The organism is Amycolatopsis coloradensis, from assembly GCF_001953865.1.
GTDB lineage: Bacteria > Actinomycetota > Actinomycetes > Mycobacteriales > Pseudonocardiaceae > Amycolatopsis > Amycolatopsis coloradensis.
This window is the reverse complement of sequence record NZ_MQUQ01000020.1, coordinates 416360-431893: the sequence shown is the minus strand read 5'-3', so window position 1 is coordinate 431893 and position 15534 is coordinate 416360. Positions and strand designations below refer to the sequence as shown.

Genomic DNA, 15534 nt, shown 5'->3' with positions numbered 1-15534 from the left:
ACCGCGGCGACCAGCTTGGTCAGCAGCGGGTTGGTCGAGGCGGCGCTGGCGACCGGCTGCGGGCCCATCGAGTCCAGCGAACCGGGTGAGCTGCCCTGCGGAAGCTGCGAACAGGCCGGGCCGAACACGTCGGCGTTGGTGGTGACGCCCTCACCGGAAGCGGCGCTGGACATCGGGGCGGACATCGACGGGGACGGCGCGGGGGCGCTGCTGGAGCTGCCGGACGAAGCGCTGTCACTACCACTGCAGGCGGTCAGGGCCAGCGCGGCGACCGCGGTGAAACCGATTCCTGCGACACGAAGCTTGCTCACGGAAAATCACTCCATTTGTTTTGCGGACTCTTACCGGGTATTCGGAACCGCCACCGAATCGGATTGCCACTCGTTCGAGTGACACCGATCACCGTGCGGTGAAACTGATGACGTGCCAGCCCGTCGCGCCGTCGGGAACGGTTCCGGCGCGGGCGTCGGTCTGCGTGTAGCCGGATTTGTCGACCGCCCGGACGGTGACCTGATGAGTGCCGGCCGGGACGTCGAATTCGGTCCACCACATACGCCAGGTGTTGAGGCCGACATCGCGGGAAAGCGTCGCGGGCAGCCAGTTCCCGTTCGCGCCGAGCCGGACTTCGACCCGCTCGATCCCGGTGCGCTGTGCCCACGCGATACCCGAGATCCGGACTTTGCCCGCGGGTACCGTTTCGAATCCTTTCGGACTGTCGATCCTGGACTGCGTTTTGATCGGGGCCTGTTCGCCCCAGCCACGGTCGAGCCAGTACGCTCGACGCGCCTTCCAGGTCGTGACCTCGAGATCCTTGACCCATTTCGTCGCCGACACATATCCGTAAAGACCGGGAATGACCAGCCGGGCGGGGAAACCGTGTTCGACCGGCAGCGGTTCCCCGTTCATGCCGATCGCCAGCATCGCGCCCCGCTCCGGATCGAGCGCGGCGACGGCCGGGCTGCCGGAGGTCCAGCCGTCGACACTGGTGGAGAAGAGCTGCTCGGCCCCGGGCAGCACTCCGGCCTCCCGCAGGAGATCCCCCAGGTCGACGCCGATGAAGTTCGCCGTGGACACGTAGGTCCCGCCGACCTCGTTGGACACGCACGTCATGGTGATCGTGCGCTCGATCAGCGGCCGGTCCCGGATGTCGGCGTAGCTGTACCGTTTTTCATCGCGCACCATGCCGTGCAGCCGGAGACTCCAGTCCTCGGCCCGGACCTGCGGCACCGACAACGCGGTGTCGACACGGTAGAAGTCTCGGTTCGAGGTGAGGAAGGTCGGCGTGCCCAGTTTGGCGAAATCCGCGTCGGCCGGGATCGGCGGTGCGGGCTCGGCGGGGACGAGCCTGCCGATCGCCGCCCGTGAAGACTCCGCGTCCCTGGTACCGGCGAGGAGTTGCCCCCCGGCGCCGGCCGCACCAGCGGCGACCACGGCACCCGCTCCGGCCAGCAACACCGACCGTCGCGACGGCGACGCGGCATCGCCGGTGGCTTCCACTTTGGCGTGCGCCCTGGCCGTGGCCAGGCGGTGCAGCCAGAGGAAGACGCCGACTCCGGCGATCAGGCTGGTCAGTGGTGCCAGCAACGCGACCGAGGTGAGGTCCGGGCGCTGCGACACGGCGAAGCCACCCAGCAGGCCGAAAGCGGCGATCAGCACGACCCCCGGAACGGGTGAACGCCGCGAGGCGACTCCCGCCACGGCGGCGGCGAGCACCATCACCACGGCCATCCCGCCGAGCAGCACGAGTTTGTCGTAGACGCCGAACGTCCGGACCGCGAAGTCCTTCAGTTCCACCGGGGTCAGGTCGATCGCCCCGTTGCCGACCGCCAGGTACGGCGAAGCGTTGGCGCCGATGAACCCGGCCACCAGATGACCGGCAGCCAGCGCCGCGGCGAGCGCCACGACACCGATCGCCGCCGCCCCGAACAGCGGGAGACGGGGTTCCTGATCGGCTCGCGAAGTCTTCATGCCAGGTATTCGCGGCCGATCGGCCCGCGGACTGGTTTTCTTTTCACAGAGAGAAAAATCTGAATACGCGGCGGGCCGCACCAGGTACTCGTGGCGGACACCCTCACGGACAGGTCACAATCGGGACACGGTCCTCTTTGTCCACAGTGGAGGGCTCCCGCAACCAGTCGACTACTTGGACACGGGGTCGGTGCCCCGACGCGGCGCGTGAAGGCCCCCTTCCCCAAGTACATGAAGGCCTCCTTGCTTGCGCCTGGAGCCAGGGCCCCGGCTATGTCGGGGTCTTGCAGGTCAGGCAGCTCTTTGTCGCTGCGTGAGGCCGACGACGGAGGAATGGGAACATACCGGTTGCGGAGCCCTTCGAGCGGGGAGGACTTCGGACGTTCACCGTCCGGAATCCTCCCGCTCGCCGCTTACGGGCACCAGCTTCACGTACTTCACCAGACCGCAGGACCACCTACCCGAGTTGCTCACCCCGGCTTGCATGGTCATACACAACTATGCATATACTTCCATCATGTCCAAGGTACTCACCTCTCTGCCTGTCGGCGAACGCGTCGGGATCGCCTTCTCCGGCGGCCTCGACACCTCGGTAGCGGTCGCGTGGATGCGCGAGAAGGGTGCAGTGCCGTGCACCTACACCGCTGACATCGGCCAGTACGACGAACCCGACATCGAGTCGGTCCCGGGCCGGGCGAAGGCCTACGGCGCCGAGATCGCGCGCGCTGTCGACTGCAAGGCCGCGCTGGTCGAGGAAGGGCTCGCGGCGCTGGCCTGCGGCGCCTTCCACATTCGCAACGGCGGCCGCACCTACTTCAACACCACCCCGCTCGGCCGCGCGGTCACCGGCACGCTGCTGGTGCGCGCGATGCTCGAGGACGACGTCCAGATCTGGGGCGACGGCTCCACCTTCAAGGGCAACGACATCGAGCGGTTCTACCGCTACGGCCTGCTCGCGAACCCGTCCCTGCGGATCTACAAGCCGTGGCTGGACGCCGCGTTCGTCAGCGAACTCGGCGGCCGCAAGGAGATGTCCGAGTGGCTGCAGGGCCACGGCCTCCCCTACCGGGACAGCACCGAAAAGGCCTACTCCACGGACGCGAACATCTGGGGCGCGACCCACGAGGCCAAGTCGCTGGAGCACCTCGACACCGGCATCGAGATCGTCAACCCGATCATGGGTGTGCGGTTCTGGGACGCCGACGTCGAGATCGCGCCGGAAGACGTCACGATCGGCTTCGAGCAGGGCCGCCCGGTGACGATCAACGGCAAGGAGTTCGCCACCGCGGTCGACCTGGTCCTGGAGGCCAACTCCATCGGCGGGCGGCACGGGCTCGGCATGTCCGACCAGATCGAGAACCGGATCATCGAGGCCAAGAGCCGCGGTATCTACGAGGCGCCGGGCATGGCGCTGCTGCACGCGGCGTACGAGCGGCTCGTCAACGCGATCCACAACGAGGACACCCTCGCCAGCTACCACAACGAGGGCCGTCGTCTCGGCAGGCTCATGTACGAAGGCCGCTGGCTGGACCCGCAGGCGATGATGCTGCGCGAATCGCTTCAGCGGTGGGTCGGCGCGGCCGTCACGGGCGAGGTCACCCTGCGGCTGCGGCGCGGCGAGGACTACTCGATCCTCGACACCACCGGCCCGTTCTTCAGCTACCACCCGGACAAGCTGTCGATGGAGCGCACCGAGGACTCGGCGTTCGGCCCGGTGGACCGGATCGGCCAGCTCACCATGCGGAACCTCGACATCGCCGACTCGCGCGCCAAGCTCGAGCAGTACGCCGGGCTCGGCATGGTCGGCGGCGGGCACCCGACGCTGATCGGCGCCGCGCAGGCCGCGTCGACCGGCCTGATCGGAGCGATGGACGCGGGCGGCGCGCAGGCGATCGCCTCGCGTGGCAAGGCTTCCGGCGAGGACGAGCTGCTCGACCACGCCGCCATCGAATCCGGCACAGACTGACCCGGACCAACGGGACGCGAAAGCGCCGGGCGCGCGGCATCGAAGCCGTTCGCCCGGCGTTGTTCTTTCTTCCGGTCAAAGACTGGGTGCGGAGGACGGTGAGCAGCCGATCAACGCGGTCGAGCCGGGGTGTACCGCGACCGACCTCAATAGACGGTCGGGGCACTTCGACGTCTCGAGGCCGCTCCCCTGGTGACTCGGTCTCAGCGGCCGCCGACCTCGGCCCGCCTCCGCCCCAGTTCGTCGACCAGCCGGGTGATCTCGACCTGACCGATCGCTTCGGCCAGCACGGAAACCGCCGCGATGCTCTCGATCCGGTACTGGACCGGCACCCCGCCCGAGGCCCGTGACTGTGCTTCGGCGTCCGCCTTCTTCTCCGCCTCGACGGACGAGAACACACTGCCCGCCCCGCCGTTGACGCAGCTGATCGAGCCCGAGCCGTTCAGCGGCAGGCTCGCCGTGTTCCGGCAGCTGCCCGCCGAGCGGCCGCCGATGGTCACGTTCGCGGTCATCGTGGCGTTGACCTGGCCGGTGACCTTTCCGCCACCGTTCGCCGACGCGGAGTTGGACACGTTCGCGGTCACCGTGCAGCCCGAGGCACCGCACGCGACCGTGGCCGCGCCGTCCATGTCGAACCGCACGCCGGTGTCGACCGCGCCGGACAGCTTCTTGGTGTTCGACACCAGGTCTTCGTAGACGGCGTCGGTCTCCTGCGGCGACAGAGCGTCCACATCGGACTCACCGAGGCTGCCGCCCGTCGGCAGCTGGGGCCGCGACTCCGGGCCGGGCATCGTCGGCAGCCGCGGGACGGACGGCAGCCCGCCGGGCACCTTCACGGAGAACCGGAGGAGCCGGTGCGGCGCCTGCTTCGAGACGTACAGGTCACCGGCGGACGTGCCGGCCTTGAGCGCCGGGACGTCCCGGACGGTCTCGTTCTGGTCGCCGGGGATCTCGTCCGCCCGATCCAGCGCCTCACGCAGGCGTTTGGCGAGCTTCTCCGGGGCCTCGAACTGTTGCAGGACCGGGCCGAACAGCGCGTCCTCGCCGGTGATCCACCGGTCCTTGAGATCATCGGCGGCCGAGGAGTCCGCTCGCGACCCCGGCAGCATGCCGTCGGGCGCCTTGAAATAGACCTTGCCTCCGACGACGAGGATCTCGATCTTTTTGCCCTGGAACGACATCGTGCCCGACGTCTCACCGAACGCGGTGGTCTTGACGTCGGTTTTGATCATCCCGCCGACGGCGGAGGTGCTGTTCCGGACCGCCGGCGCCGAGGCGAGCCCGGCCAGCGCCTGCTCGAAGGGTTCGCGGCCCGCTTTCGAGGGCCACAGCAGCCAGGTCGTCAGTCCGGCGAGGAGCACCACCACCAGCCCGGCGATACCACCGAACAGCAGCCACCGCCGGGGTTTCCCGGCGGGCGGCGCCGGTACCGGCTGGGGAACCCAGCCCTGCGGCGGCGGCCACTGCGCGCCTTGGGGTGGGAATGTCTGCTCCACGTCGCCTCCATCACTGAAATCACCGGACGACGTCACGCTAGGGACGAAGGATGAAAACTTGATGAAACGCGATCAGGTGAATCGGTAGGGCGCGGGAGCCGATGTGCTCAGCGCGTACCGGACGGCTTCGGCGCGGGAGTGGCACGAGCGGCGCCGCCGAAAGGCGTCCGGCGCCGGACACCGGCGGCGAGATGAGCCTGGTCGCGGTGCGGGAACGGACCGCCGCGCTGGGCGGCTCGGCGAAGGCGGGCGGACGGTCGAGGTCCGCCTGCCCCTGGACGGAGTGAGTCCCGGCCGCGCCGGGCGGACGCGGCCGGGGACCCTGGTCTGTCGCGACCTTGCCCGTCCGCTCACCGACCCTTGCGCTGGAACGAGATCCGGTGCAGCCCACCGGGTGTTTCGTCGGCGAGGTACAGCTCACCGTTCTGGTCGGTGCCGAACGTGGTGGCGTCGAGCGGGAACTCCCCGATCCGGGCGCTTTCGTAAGTCCCGTCGGCCTTCTTGCGGACGGCCCAGGCAGTGCCCTGGCAGAAGTCGGTGGCGAGGTAGACCCCACCGGCGAGCGAGGCGTACTTCCTGCCGCGGTAGACGTGTCCGCCGATCACCGCGCAGCCCTCCGCGCCGGAGATGTAGTGGAAGACCGGCTCGGTGTAGGTCACGCCGTCCTTGCACCGCGTCTGGTCGAACACGACCGGGCCTTCCTTGCAGGACCAGCCGAAGTTCGCGCCTCCCTTGCCCTTCGCGATGTGGTCGACCTCCTCGAACCGGCCCTGGCCGACGTCGCCGATCCACAGTGAGCCGTCGGCCTGGTCGAAGGAGAACCGCCACGGGTTGCGCAGCCCGTACGACCAGATCTCCGGACGCGCGCCCGCGACACCGACGAACGGGTTGCCCGCCGGGACGCAGTACCCCAGCGGACGGCACGCGCGGTTGACGTCGACGCGCAGGATCTTGCCCAGCAGCGTGTCCAGCCGCTGCCCGCTGGCCAGCGGGTCGCCCCCGCCGCCACCGTCGCCGATCCCCCAGTACAGGAACCCGTCCGGGCCGAACGCCAGCTGACCGCCGTTGTGGTTGGGGAACTCGGAATGCGGCTGCGTCAGCAATTCGGTGACCGCGCCGGTGTCCGGCCGGACCCGCGACAACGTGACCGCGCTGTCGGACTTGCGGGTGTAGGCGACGTAAACGCGCCTGTCCTTCGCGATGGCCAACCCGAGCAGCCCGCGTTCGACGTCCGCGCCGTTCACCTTGTCGCTGATGTCCAGGAAGGGCCTGGTGGCGAGGCCAGTACGGGGATGGTAAGCCCGGACGACGCCCCTCTTCTCCACGACCAGGATCCGGCCGCTCCCGTCGTTGAGCGCCGTGATGGCGGTCGGGTTCACCAGTCCGGAAGCGACTTTGGTCGCGGTGGCGGTCAGCTCTCCGAGTGGAACACCCCGCGCTTCCCGCGGTTCGGCGCTGCTCGCCGCCGGGAGGAGGACTCCCGCCAAGGCGAGCCCGGCCACCAGGGACAACCCCCGGCGAAGATGCCGTCGCGTCATGTGGACTCCAATCACCGTTGAATGGTCTGGTCCAATTCAACAGCGGTCGGAGCAGCGGCGGTACCTCCATCTGCGAGCTTTTCGTCGGTTTCTTTCCCCCGGCGGGTCCACTCAGGGCTATCGCATTGCGCCAAAGCACTCGCGAAATGGACACCATGCACCCGGTCAGCGGTGTGCGACCGAGCGTTCATGCCTTTGTCTGGAGGATCGAGTTCCTAATGTCGGCGACGATCGATCAGCTGTCGGGGCGGCGATGATCCGGTGACCGAGAACGATGACGGGGCAGGCGAACCTGCCGAACTCGCCCGTCTCTACAACAACGGCGAGACGATCGAGAACTTGGCGGAGCGCTACGCGCTGAGCTATCGAAAGGTGCGAACCACCTTGCTGGCCGCCGGTATCACCCTGCGGCCAGCGAAAGTCCAGCTTCCCCCCACGCCACCAGGACTCGTCAACGCCTATTTGTCGGGCAGGAGCATCCGGCAGCTGGCGCACATCCACGGCATGAGCTACAACCAGACCCGCCGGATCCTGCTCGCGGAAGGCGTCGCCCTTCGCCCCCGGGGGCGACAGTAGGCTAGACCCGACGCCCGTCCGGAGCCGGTTCTCCGGGCATCACCACGCCCGGAGAACCGAGGCCCTACTCACAGCGCATGACTTCGATCGTCACACAGAGTAGACGATCCATATGTAGCGATTGATCACGATCTTGCTTTTCCTTCCTGCGATACTGGGCGTAGAAACTGGATACACCCGAATCTTTGACTTCATGAAATGCCCTTGCGCATTTTGAGCAGGCCGTACATCCAGCCACCTTGTGGGTGACTGTGCGGCGAAGCGTACAGATACTCAAATGACCCGAGAAACCGGCCCACCACACTTCTGTGCCGCCCTGTTCAGCGACACGCTACACGATGGCCTGACTTGTGCTTCCTCCCCGCGCTCGCGCAAGTCTTCCCCTCGCCGGACACAGTCGGACCGAGCCGCGAACGACCGGCCGCCGACCCCGCGAGAACCGGCCTCGTAACTTACTGATCGGTAATCACGGAACCGGCCTAATTTGCGAAAAAGATTCATACCCAACGCGTGAGTCAACCAGCTCGCGGAACAACTCTGAGTAGATTCCGACCGAGCGGGCTCACACTTTCGGTGACTACTCGCCGGTTACTTTGTGCTCATCACGTGAGGCCTCAGGCACGGTGCCCCCGGAGGATCCGGAGGTGCGGCGAGGGCATCGCCACCGTGTCCCCCGCGCCCTCACGGGCCGCCGGGACCAGGGGACCGCGCGCGTCCAGTTCGGCCAGCAGTACCTCGATCGCCTCGGCCTTCGCCGTCCGGGCCCGGCCGCGGTAGAGCTCCGCGGCCTCTCGCCACAGCTCCCGCGCGGCATCGGGGTTGCCGTGATCGCAGACGATTCTGGCCAAGACCGAAAGGGCCCGCGCCTGTCCTGTCGCGGTCTGCGATCTGTTCGCCAGGTCCACCGCCCGGTTCGCGTGCACCAGCGCCGCCTTGTCGTCATCTTCGGCATGCCGAAGCAACGCGAGGACCGTGTTGAGCTTCATGACCGAAGGGAGGACGCTCACCTCGACCAACGCCGACCCGGCACGGCATTCCGCCGATGCTTCGGCGAGCCTGCCGAGCCGGATCAGCAACTCCCCTAGCGCGACGTGCGTCAGCATCAGCTCGGTGACGTCGTCGGCCTCACGGCGACGACGCAGCGCCTCCCGGTACAGGCCGAGTGCCTCCTCGTCGTGGCCGCCCAGCTCGACCAGCGCGTCGGCGAACCGGTGTGCCGCGCTGGCGCACAACATCGGGTCGCCCAGTTCACGAACGGACGGAAAGACCTTCCGGTACCTTTCGACCGCTTCGGCCGCGCGGCCGGCGTGGAGGTGCACGCGGGCCAGGTTCAGCCTGACCGTCAGGCTGCCGATCACGATCCCGTGCGTGTCGACCAGTTCGAGCGCGCGCAGCAGGCACCGTTCGGCCGCGTCGTCGGCGCCGATGAGCATGTGCACGACCGCCAGATCGTTCAGGCACGAGGCCAGTGAGCCCGCGTCGCCTTCCGCGGTCGCCGCACGGACCGCGATGGTCAACCCCTCGACCGCGTCCGGGAACCGCCCCTGCAACATGAAGAATTCCGTTGTCATCGCGGGAAGAACACAGGAGATGCCGTTCAGGACACCTTCCGACGCCGCGATGATCGCCATCAGTGACGTTCTCTCGCGCAGTACCCATTGCCGCGCTTCGGCGACGGTGCGGAATCCGGGTGTCGGCGCCGCCGACACCATCGGCGGCATGTCCAGCAGCTCCTTGTGCGGGAATTGGAGCCGGTACGCGTCGACGACCATGCGCAGGTAGAACTCGAACATCCTCCGCCGTGCGATGTCCACATCGGACAGTCTAGCGGCGAGAGACGCGGCGTACAGATGCAGAAGATCGTGCACACGATAGCGATCGAGATCGGCGGGGTGCTCGATCAGATGCGCGGCGACCAGCACGTCGAGCGAACGTCGCACCTCCGGCACCGGACGCCCGTCCGCCGCGGCGATCGCCTCACTGGTCATCTCGGCGCTCGGATGCAGGCCGATCAGGGCGAACACCCGCTGCTCGGCGGGTTCGAGATCCTGATACGAAAGAGCGAAGGCGGAACGCAGGCTCGTCCCCGGCCAGTCCCCCTCGTCGCCGAGGTCCAGCAGCAGGTCGGCATCCCGCAGTTGACCAGCCAGGGTCCGCATCCGCGTGCCCGCCCGCGAGACGGCGCGTTCGGCGACCAGGGTCAGCGCCAGCGGGTTGCCCCGGCACAGCCGCACCAGTTCTTCGATCCCCTCCGCGTCGTCGCGCGCGCGAGGGCCGATCCGCCGGGTCAGGAAGGACGACGAGTAGCGGTCACCGAGGGGAAAGACCGTGATCACCAACGGGGTCAGTTTCGCCGACAAGGACTTCAGCCGCCAGCGCGAAACGATCAGCACCGTGCACGACGACAGGACACCCAGCACTGGTGCGACCTGATCGGAACTGCGCACGTTGTCGAGGATCACGAGCATCGAACGCCGGGCGAGCAGCGCGGACAGTTTCGCCGCGCGGGCGATCGGATTGACCACTTGATCGACCGGAAAGTCCAGCAGCGACAGGAGTGTGTCGACTATTTCGCCCGAACCCGCTCGTGCGGCCTGGCTGTCACCGCGAAGATCGAGCATGACCGCGCCGTGCCGATAGCGTCGTTCGGCGCTATGCGCCCATTTGGCCGCCAACGTCGTCTTCCCGACCCCAGGACCTCCGTTTACCACCACGACCCCACGCCGCGGCGCCCCCGCCGAATCGGTCGTGTACGCGTCGAGCAGGGCGACGAGGTCACCCCTTCCCGCGATGTCGTCGATATCCGGGGGCAAATGCCGGATCACGGGCTCCGCCTGATCGACGGAAGCGGATTCAGGAACGGCCGGACTCCGCCGCGGAATCATCCGATCCGGCCGGATGAGCACTTCCTCGTTGACGGTTCGCAGTTCCTGCGCCGCCCTTGTCTCACCCTCCTCCCGGTAACGGGCATACATCGCCCGGAAGAAGTCGGCGGCTTCGGCGGGTTGATCTGCCTCGGCCAGTGCGCGAATTCTCAATTTGGCGAAGCTCAGCTCCATCGGGTGGGCCTGTTCGAGTTCCGTCAGTTTCCGCACCGCGGCGTCGGCCTGTCCGGTCGCCACTTGTTCCGCGACGACGAACGCGTTGGCCGGAATCCACTCGCCGCGGACCCATCGGGTACGCCATCCGTCGGCACGTTCGGTCCGCAGATCGGCCAAGGCGTCGTCCCGCCACAACCGCACGGCCGACAGCGCTTCGATCAGCGCGCGATCATGTTGCTCGAGTTCACGAAATCGGCGGGCCTTGTCCATCATGGCCTGGAACCGGAAATGATCGATCAGCCCCGGCTCGACCTCGAGAAGGCAGCCCCCTTTGCCTACACTCACCTGCGCGGGCACGGATTTTTCGTTGAACGCCTGACGTAACTTCGCCGCGTTCTGGTGCAGCGTCGAACGAGCGTCCAAGGGGTCTCCTTCGTGCTCTTCCCACACCCAGTCCACGACGACGTCGAGCGGCATCCGCCGGTTCGGCGCGGTCAGCAACGCGGTCAGCACCTGTCTCGGCCGCGGGCTCGCCCAGTTCACGTCCACATTCCCGTGCAGAAGCATGGCCGTCTGCCCGAGAATTCCGAATGCGATTTCCACGAGTGCGCCCCTTCCCCATGGCGAACCCGGGTTCGCCACCCCTGTTCCGCCGGATCATTTTTCCACCCGGCGGCGGATAAGGCCAGGTCATCACCATTATTGTCAAACTACGACGATCACCGTTGATCGATTGTCAAGGAACCGACTACGGCGTGAAGCCGCTTTCTTCACGTGCACTCCCATGCTGGCTACGGATACCGGAGTTCCAGCGAGGGGGAAATGCCATGACCGAGTCAGCATGGGTACGCAGTCCGGTGGGAAGTCCCGACCGGCACTTCGCGACACGCAAGGGTGTCAAGTCCGTACTGGTGATGATTCCGTACATCGTCGCCGGAAACCGGCTTCTCGATCTCCTTCCCTTGCTTGAAGCCGATCATCGCCTCCAAGTGGTCTTCACGGTGCCGGAGCCGTGGGAGTCTTGGCGTGCGACCCAGGAGTTCGTCGACCGCCAAGACGGTGTGGTCCTGCCGTGGGCACAAGCCCGCCGCGGTGGATACGACCTCGTCCTCGCCGCCAGCAGGCGAGGCATCGACGAAGTCACCGGGCCGGTGCTGCTGATCCCGCACGGCGGCGGTTTCGCCCAGTACCAACCGTGGCGGCCGCCCGGCACCGGACACGGCTGGACTCCCCAGACCGGGCTCGACGCGGGCCGGCTGATGCGAGAGGGACAGGTGCGCGCCGACTCGATCGTGCTCGTTCACGACCGCGAGATGGACGTCCTCGCCGAGACCTGCCCCAGCGCGGTGCCCGCCGCCGTCGTCGCGGGTGACATCGCGCTGGATCGCCTCACCGCCAGCCTTCCTTTCCGCGCTCAGTACCGGAAAACCCTCGGCGTCCCCGACGACCGGCGTCTGGTGGTGGTCACCTCGACCTGGTCCGACCGCTCGGCCTACGGGCGTCATCCCGACCTGTTCGAGCGGGTTCTGAGCGAACTCCCGCCCGAGCGGTTCCGCGTCGTCGGCCTCCTTCACCCGCAAATCTGGTCACACCACGGCCCTTGGCAGGTTCGCTCCTGGCTGGCCGACAGCCTGCGGTCCGGCCTCGCCCTCGTGCCACAGGAAGGGAGTTGGCGGGCCGCCTTGATCGCCGCCGACCACGTCATCGGTGACTACGGCTCCGTGACCGGCTACGCGGCAGGCATCGGCAAGCCGGTACTCCTGGCCGTGGACGGCAGCGAGCCGTTGCTGCCCGGTACGCCCAGCGCGGTCGTCGCCGAACACGCGCCACGCTGGACGCCTGGCCGTCCTCTTCTCCCCCGGCTGCGCGACGCCGAATCCGTCGACGTGGCCGACCGGGTCCGCGCACTGCTTTCGTCCCGGCCTGGACGCGCCGGAGCGATCTTGCGGACCGAGATGTACCGGCTCCTCGGTTTGACCGAACCAGCCCGTGCGGTCCCGCTGTCCCCGGTTCCGGTGGCGGGGGTGCTGCGATGACCACCATGGCGACCCGGATCCGCGTTGTCGGCTCGCCTCGTTCCGCGGTCTATCGGGTCGACGCGGGCGGGAGTTCGTTCCTCATGGCCGTCGACGGCCAGTGCCTCCGCCCTTCCGTCGCCGATGTGCTGATCCACCGTGCCGGGCACGGTGTCGCGAACGCCAGGGCGTTGATCGCGGACACCTTCGACCGGCTGCCCGGTCTCACCGTGCTGGCCGTCGCGTGTCACGGCGGACTCTGCGTCGTCGGTGATCGTGACGGCGATGTGGTCGTCTTGGCGGAGTCCGCCGATCTCGTGGCGGCGGCCGCCTACCTCTGGCTACTCACTCGCCAGAGGCTCCGGCGGCTGAGAACGGTCGCGATCCGCGGCCAAGGCGGCCAGCCGGGTCCGGACCAGCTCCAGCTGCGGACCGCCCACCGTGCGCACCAGCTCCAGCGCCTCTGTCAGCTGACCGCGGGCCGCGTCGAGATCACCCTCACCTTCGGCGACCTCGGCGAAGGCCAGCAGAACATCGGCTTGATAGACGGCCGAGCCTGACTCGGCGAACACCGCGGCGGCGTGCTCGAGCCTGCGCTTCGCCGCGGTGATCTCGCCTGCCCGCGCGTCGATGCGAGCCAGTGCGATGGCGCCCCTGGCCCCGGCCTTCACATCGCCGATCTCCGCGAACATCCTTTGCGCGAGGTTCAGATGCCGTGCGGCATCAGTGGTGCGGCCCGCTTGGAGCAAGGCTTCACCGATCCGGCGATGACGCAACGCGACGCCCCGGTCGATTCCGAGTTCCTGTTCGATCACCAGGCTTTCGCCGAAGAACCCGACCGCGCGGTCGAACTCGCCGCGTCCCTGGGCCGCCATGCCCAGCTGGTCCAGCGCCACGGACTCGTTGTGACGGCTCCCGGCGCCTCGTGCCAGCTCCACCGCTTTCGAGCATTCGCGTTCCGCGGCTTCGAACCATCCCAGATTCAGATAGGCGCTGGCCAGCTGGCAGCGCAACCGCGACTCGGCCACCGCGTCGGCACACCGGCGTGCCGCGATGACACCGATTTCCTGCGTCCGGATCCACCGCTGATAGTGCTTGCGATAGAGGAACAGTTCCCAGAGAGCTTCGGACAGCTGCCAGGTCACCTCGTCGTGCCGCAACGCGAGTGTCTCTTCGAGCACCGCGACGATGTCCGGAAGCCGGTCGTCCAGCCACTGAAGGGCTTCGGCGCCCGTGGCGAACAGCGACGGCGAATTCTCGTAGCGGGCGGAAACGGTGCTGACCCGCCACCTCGTCGGGATCACCACCATGTTCGCCCGGGTCATCCGGTGCAGATACCAGTCCGCGATCCGGGGAACGACGTCGAACCGTTCGTCGTCGGGCAACGCCCGCGCGTGCAGCCTCACCAAGTCGTGGAAGCGGTAACTGCCCTCTCCGGTCTCCTCGAGAAGGCTGGCGTCCGCCAAAACCTGCAACCCTTCCTCGGCGCCGTCGTCGGAGACCCGTACCGCCGCGGCCGCCGCTCCCACTTCGACGGCCGGCCCCGGATGTTCGCTGACCAGCCGGTAAAGCCGGGCGGCGTGCGGCGGCAGAGCGGAGTACGACGAGTCGAAGGTGGCCGTCAACGAGGCCTCGCCCACCGGCGAGAGCTTCGTCAACCGCACTCGTTCGTCGCGGAGCTCCGCGACCATCCTGGCCACCGGCCACTTCGGCCGCGACGCCAACCTCGCGCCGGCCACCCGGAGAGCGATCGGCAACCGGCCGCACAAGGTCGCCAGCTTCTTCACGTCGGACAGTTCGCCCGCCACTCTCGACTTCCCGACCGATCGCGTCAGCAGCTCGACGGCGTGTTCCTGGGGCAGCGGCGCCATGTCGACGAATCGCGCGCCCTCCGCGTGCAGGCCATCCAGCCTCAGCCTGCTGGTGACCACCACGACGCAGCCCGACGAAGCGGGGATCAGCGGCCGCACCTGGGCGGCCGAGATCGCGTTGTCCACCACCAGCAACAGCCGCCTCCCCGCGGTGGTGGTCCGGAACAGCGCCGCCTGCTCGGCCAATTCGACCGGCACCCGCTCCGGAGGGACACCCAGGGCACGCAGGAAGGCTCCGAGCGCGTCCTCGGGCGGGACGGCCGTCTCCGGTGAGAACCCGCGCAGATCCGCGTACAGCTGCCCCTCGGGGAAGCGGTCGGCGTTCCGGACCGCCCAGGTGACGGCGAGCGCGGTCTTGCCCACCCCGCCGGGACCGACCACGACGGTCACCGCGGGCGACCGGTCGACCGAGTCGTTCCCCTGGCCGTCGGCGGCCGAGTCGAGTGCCTCGAGCTCGGTGGTCCGGCTGGTGAAATGCGCGGGAACGGGAGGTAGCTGCCGCGGAACGGGTGTTACGGAGGGCGACACCGTGCCGATGTCATCTGCCATGACCGCACCCCGGCCGATGACGATCCGGGCCCGAATTGCCTCGCGGTAATTCTCCACGAACGAGGACATGATTCGGCGCCCGGCACAGTCGCGATTCGCCACCTGGTTCATCCAGCGCAGATCGCATGCTCGTGCTCCCCCCACACGGCCACATTCTTTTGTCCACGCAACTCTCGCGCACAATTCCGCATCGCGTCGCGCTGCCACGTCTCATCCGAGAACTCCAGACAAATACCCGAACCTCCCTGTCTACCTCGCCGGGCCGACGGTCTTCCCGCAGGGACGGCATATCCACCCGAAAGAACCACAGTGAAGCCCCGTGGTACACCTGAACGCAGGTATAACAGTGAAATACTGTGATCTGCCACACTTTCCCCTCGCCCACGCTCGCGAATACCCCGAATCAGCGGACACACGAGACCGATATCGCCCGGCGAAGAACGTTACCGGAATCGATTCGGAAAACGCACCAGGAACATGCATGACGGTTTCCTTTTCGAGTGATCTTCCCGTC

The 15534-nt window shown here is 67.7% G+C and carries 9 protein-coding genes and 1 pseudogene; 4 read left to right on the top strand and 6 right to left on the bottom strand.

Going from position 1 to position 15534, the window contains the following annotated elements; genetic code table 11:
* Both BS329_RS34385 and BS329_RS34380 read right to left on the bottom strand, forming a co-directional pair.
* Positions 1–311, bottom strand: a pseudogene (locus BS329_RS34385) (fasciclin domain-containing protein); the annotation flags it as partial.
* Between the two features lie 88 nt (positions 312–399).
* Complete coding sequence (locus BS329_RS34380) at positions 400–1968, bottom strand: molybdopterin-dependent oxidoreductase (RefSeq protein ID WP_076166585.1); 1569 nt, start codon at positions 1966–1968, stop codon at positions 400–402.
* Between the two features lie 517 nt (positions 1969–2485).
* Between BS329_RS34380 and argG the strand changes: the two genes are divergently transcribed.
* Positions 2486–3934: an argininosuccinate synthase gene (argG, locus tag BS329_RS34375; protein WP_076166582.1), complete on the top strand. Its 1449-nt coding sequence runs from the start codon at positions 2486–2488 to the stop codon at positions 3932–3934.
* Positions 3935–4137: 203 nt separating this feature from the next.
* Here the strand turns inward: argG and BS329_RS34370 are convergent, their stop codons facing one another.
* A complete protein-coding gene (locus BS329_RS34370; RefSeq protein WP_244197405.1) occupies positions 4138–5430 on the bottom strand; it encodes an SON protein in 1293 nt (430 codons plus the stop codon).
* Between the two features lie 101 nt (positions 5431–5531).
* Between BS329_RS34370 and BS329_RS34365 the strand changes: the two genes are divergently transcribed.
* Positions 5532–5717, top strand: coding sequence for a hypothetical protein (locus BS329_RS34365; RefSeq protein WP_076166576.1), 186 nt, complete (start codon positions 5532–5534; stop codon positions 5715–5717).
* 63 nt (positions 5718–5780) lie between these two features.
* Here BS329_RS34365 and BS329_RS34360 read toward each other — a convergent pair whose 3' ends face one another.
* Positions 5781–6968, bottom strand: a complete 1188-nt coding sequence (locus tag BS329_RS34360) for a PQQ-dependent sugar dehydrogenase (RefSeq protein WP_076166575.1) — start codon at positions 6966–6968, stop codon at positions 5781–5783.
* Between the two features lie 261 nt (positions 6969–7229).
* Between BS329_RS34360 and BS329_RS34355 the strand changes: the two genes are divergently transcribed.
* The gene (locus BS329_RS34355; protein WP_076166573.1) at positions 7230–7544 is read left to right on the top strand and encodes a helix-turn-helix domain-containing protein; all 315 of its coding nucleotides are present in this window, start codon (positions 7230–7232) and stop codon (positions 7542–7544) included.
* Positions 7545–8158: 614 nt separating this feature from the next.
* On the opposite strand, the gene BS329_RS34350 is transcribed toward BS329_RS34355, so the two are convergent.
* Entirely contained in the window at positions 8159–11188 is a 3030-nt protein-coding gene (locus tag BS329_RS34350; RefSeq protein WP_076166571.1) for an AfsR/SARP family transcriptional regulator, read from the bottom strand.
* A gap of 224 nt (positions 11189–11412) precedes the next feature.
* Between BS329_RS34350 and BS329_RS34345 the strand changes: the two genes are divergently transcribed.
* A complete protein-coding gene (locus tag BS329_RS34345) occupies positions 11413–12621 on the top strand; it encodes a hypothetical protein (protein ID WP_076166570.1) in 1209 nt (402 codons plus the stop codon).
* Positions 12622–12941: 320 nt separating this feature from the next.
* Here the strand turns inward: BS329_RS34345 and BS329_RS34340 are convergent, their stop codons facing one another.
* Positions 12942–15020, bottom strand: a complete 2079-nt coding sequence (locus BS329_RS34340; RefSeq protein ID WP_158075855.1) for a tetratricopeptide repeat protein — start codon at positions 15018–15020, stop codon at positions 12942–12944.
* Positions 15021–15534: the final 514 nt, after the last annotated feature.

Excerpts from the sequence above, each read along its gene's own strand:
- BS329_RS34340 (WP_158075855.1), bottom strand. The coding sequence starts at position 15,020 with ATGGCAGATGACATCGGCACGGTGTCGCCCTCCGTAACACCCGTTCCG.
- argG (WP_076166582.1), top strand. The coding sequence starts at position 2,486 with ATGTCCAAGGTACTCACCTCTCTGCCTGTCGGCGAACGCGTCGGGATC.
- BS329_RS34380 (WP_076166585.1), bottom strand. The coding sequence starts at position 1,968 with ATGAAGACTTCGCGAGCCGATCAGGAACCCCGTCTCCCGCTGTTCGGG.
- BS329_RS34345 (WP_076166570.1), top strand. The coding sequence starts at position 11,413 with ATGACCGAGTCAGCATGGGTACGCAGTCCGGTGGGAAGTCCCGACCGG.
- BS329_RS34365 (WP_076166576.1), top strand. The coding sequence starts at position 5,532 with ATGTGCTCAGCGCGTACCGGACGGCTTCGGCGCGGGAGTGGCACGAGC.
- BS329_RS34360 (WP_076166575.1), bottom strand. The coding sequence starts at position 6,968 with ATGACGCGACGGCATCTTCGCCGGGGGTTGTCCCTGGTGGCCGGGCTC.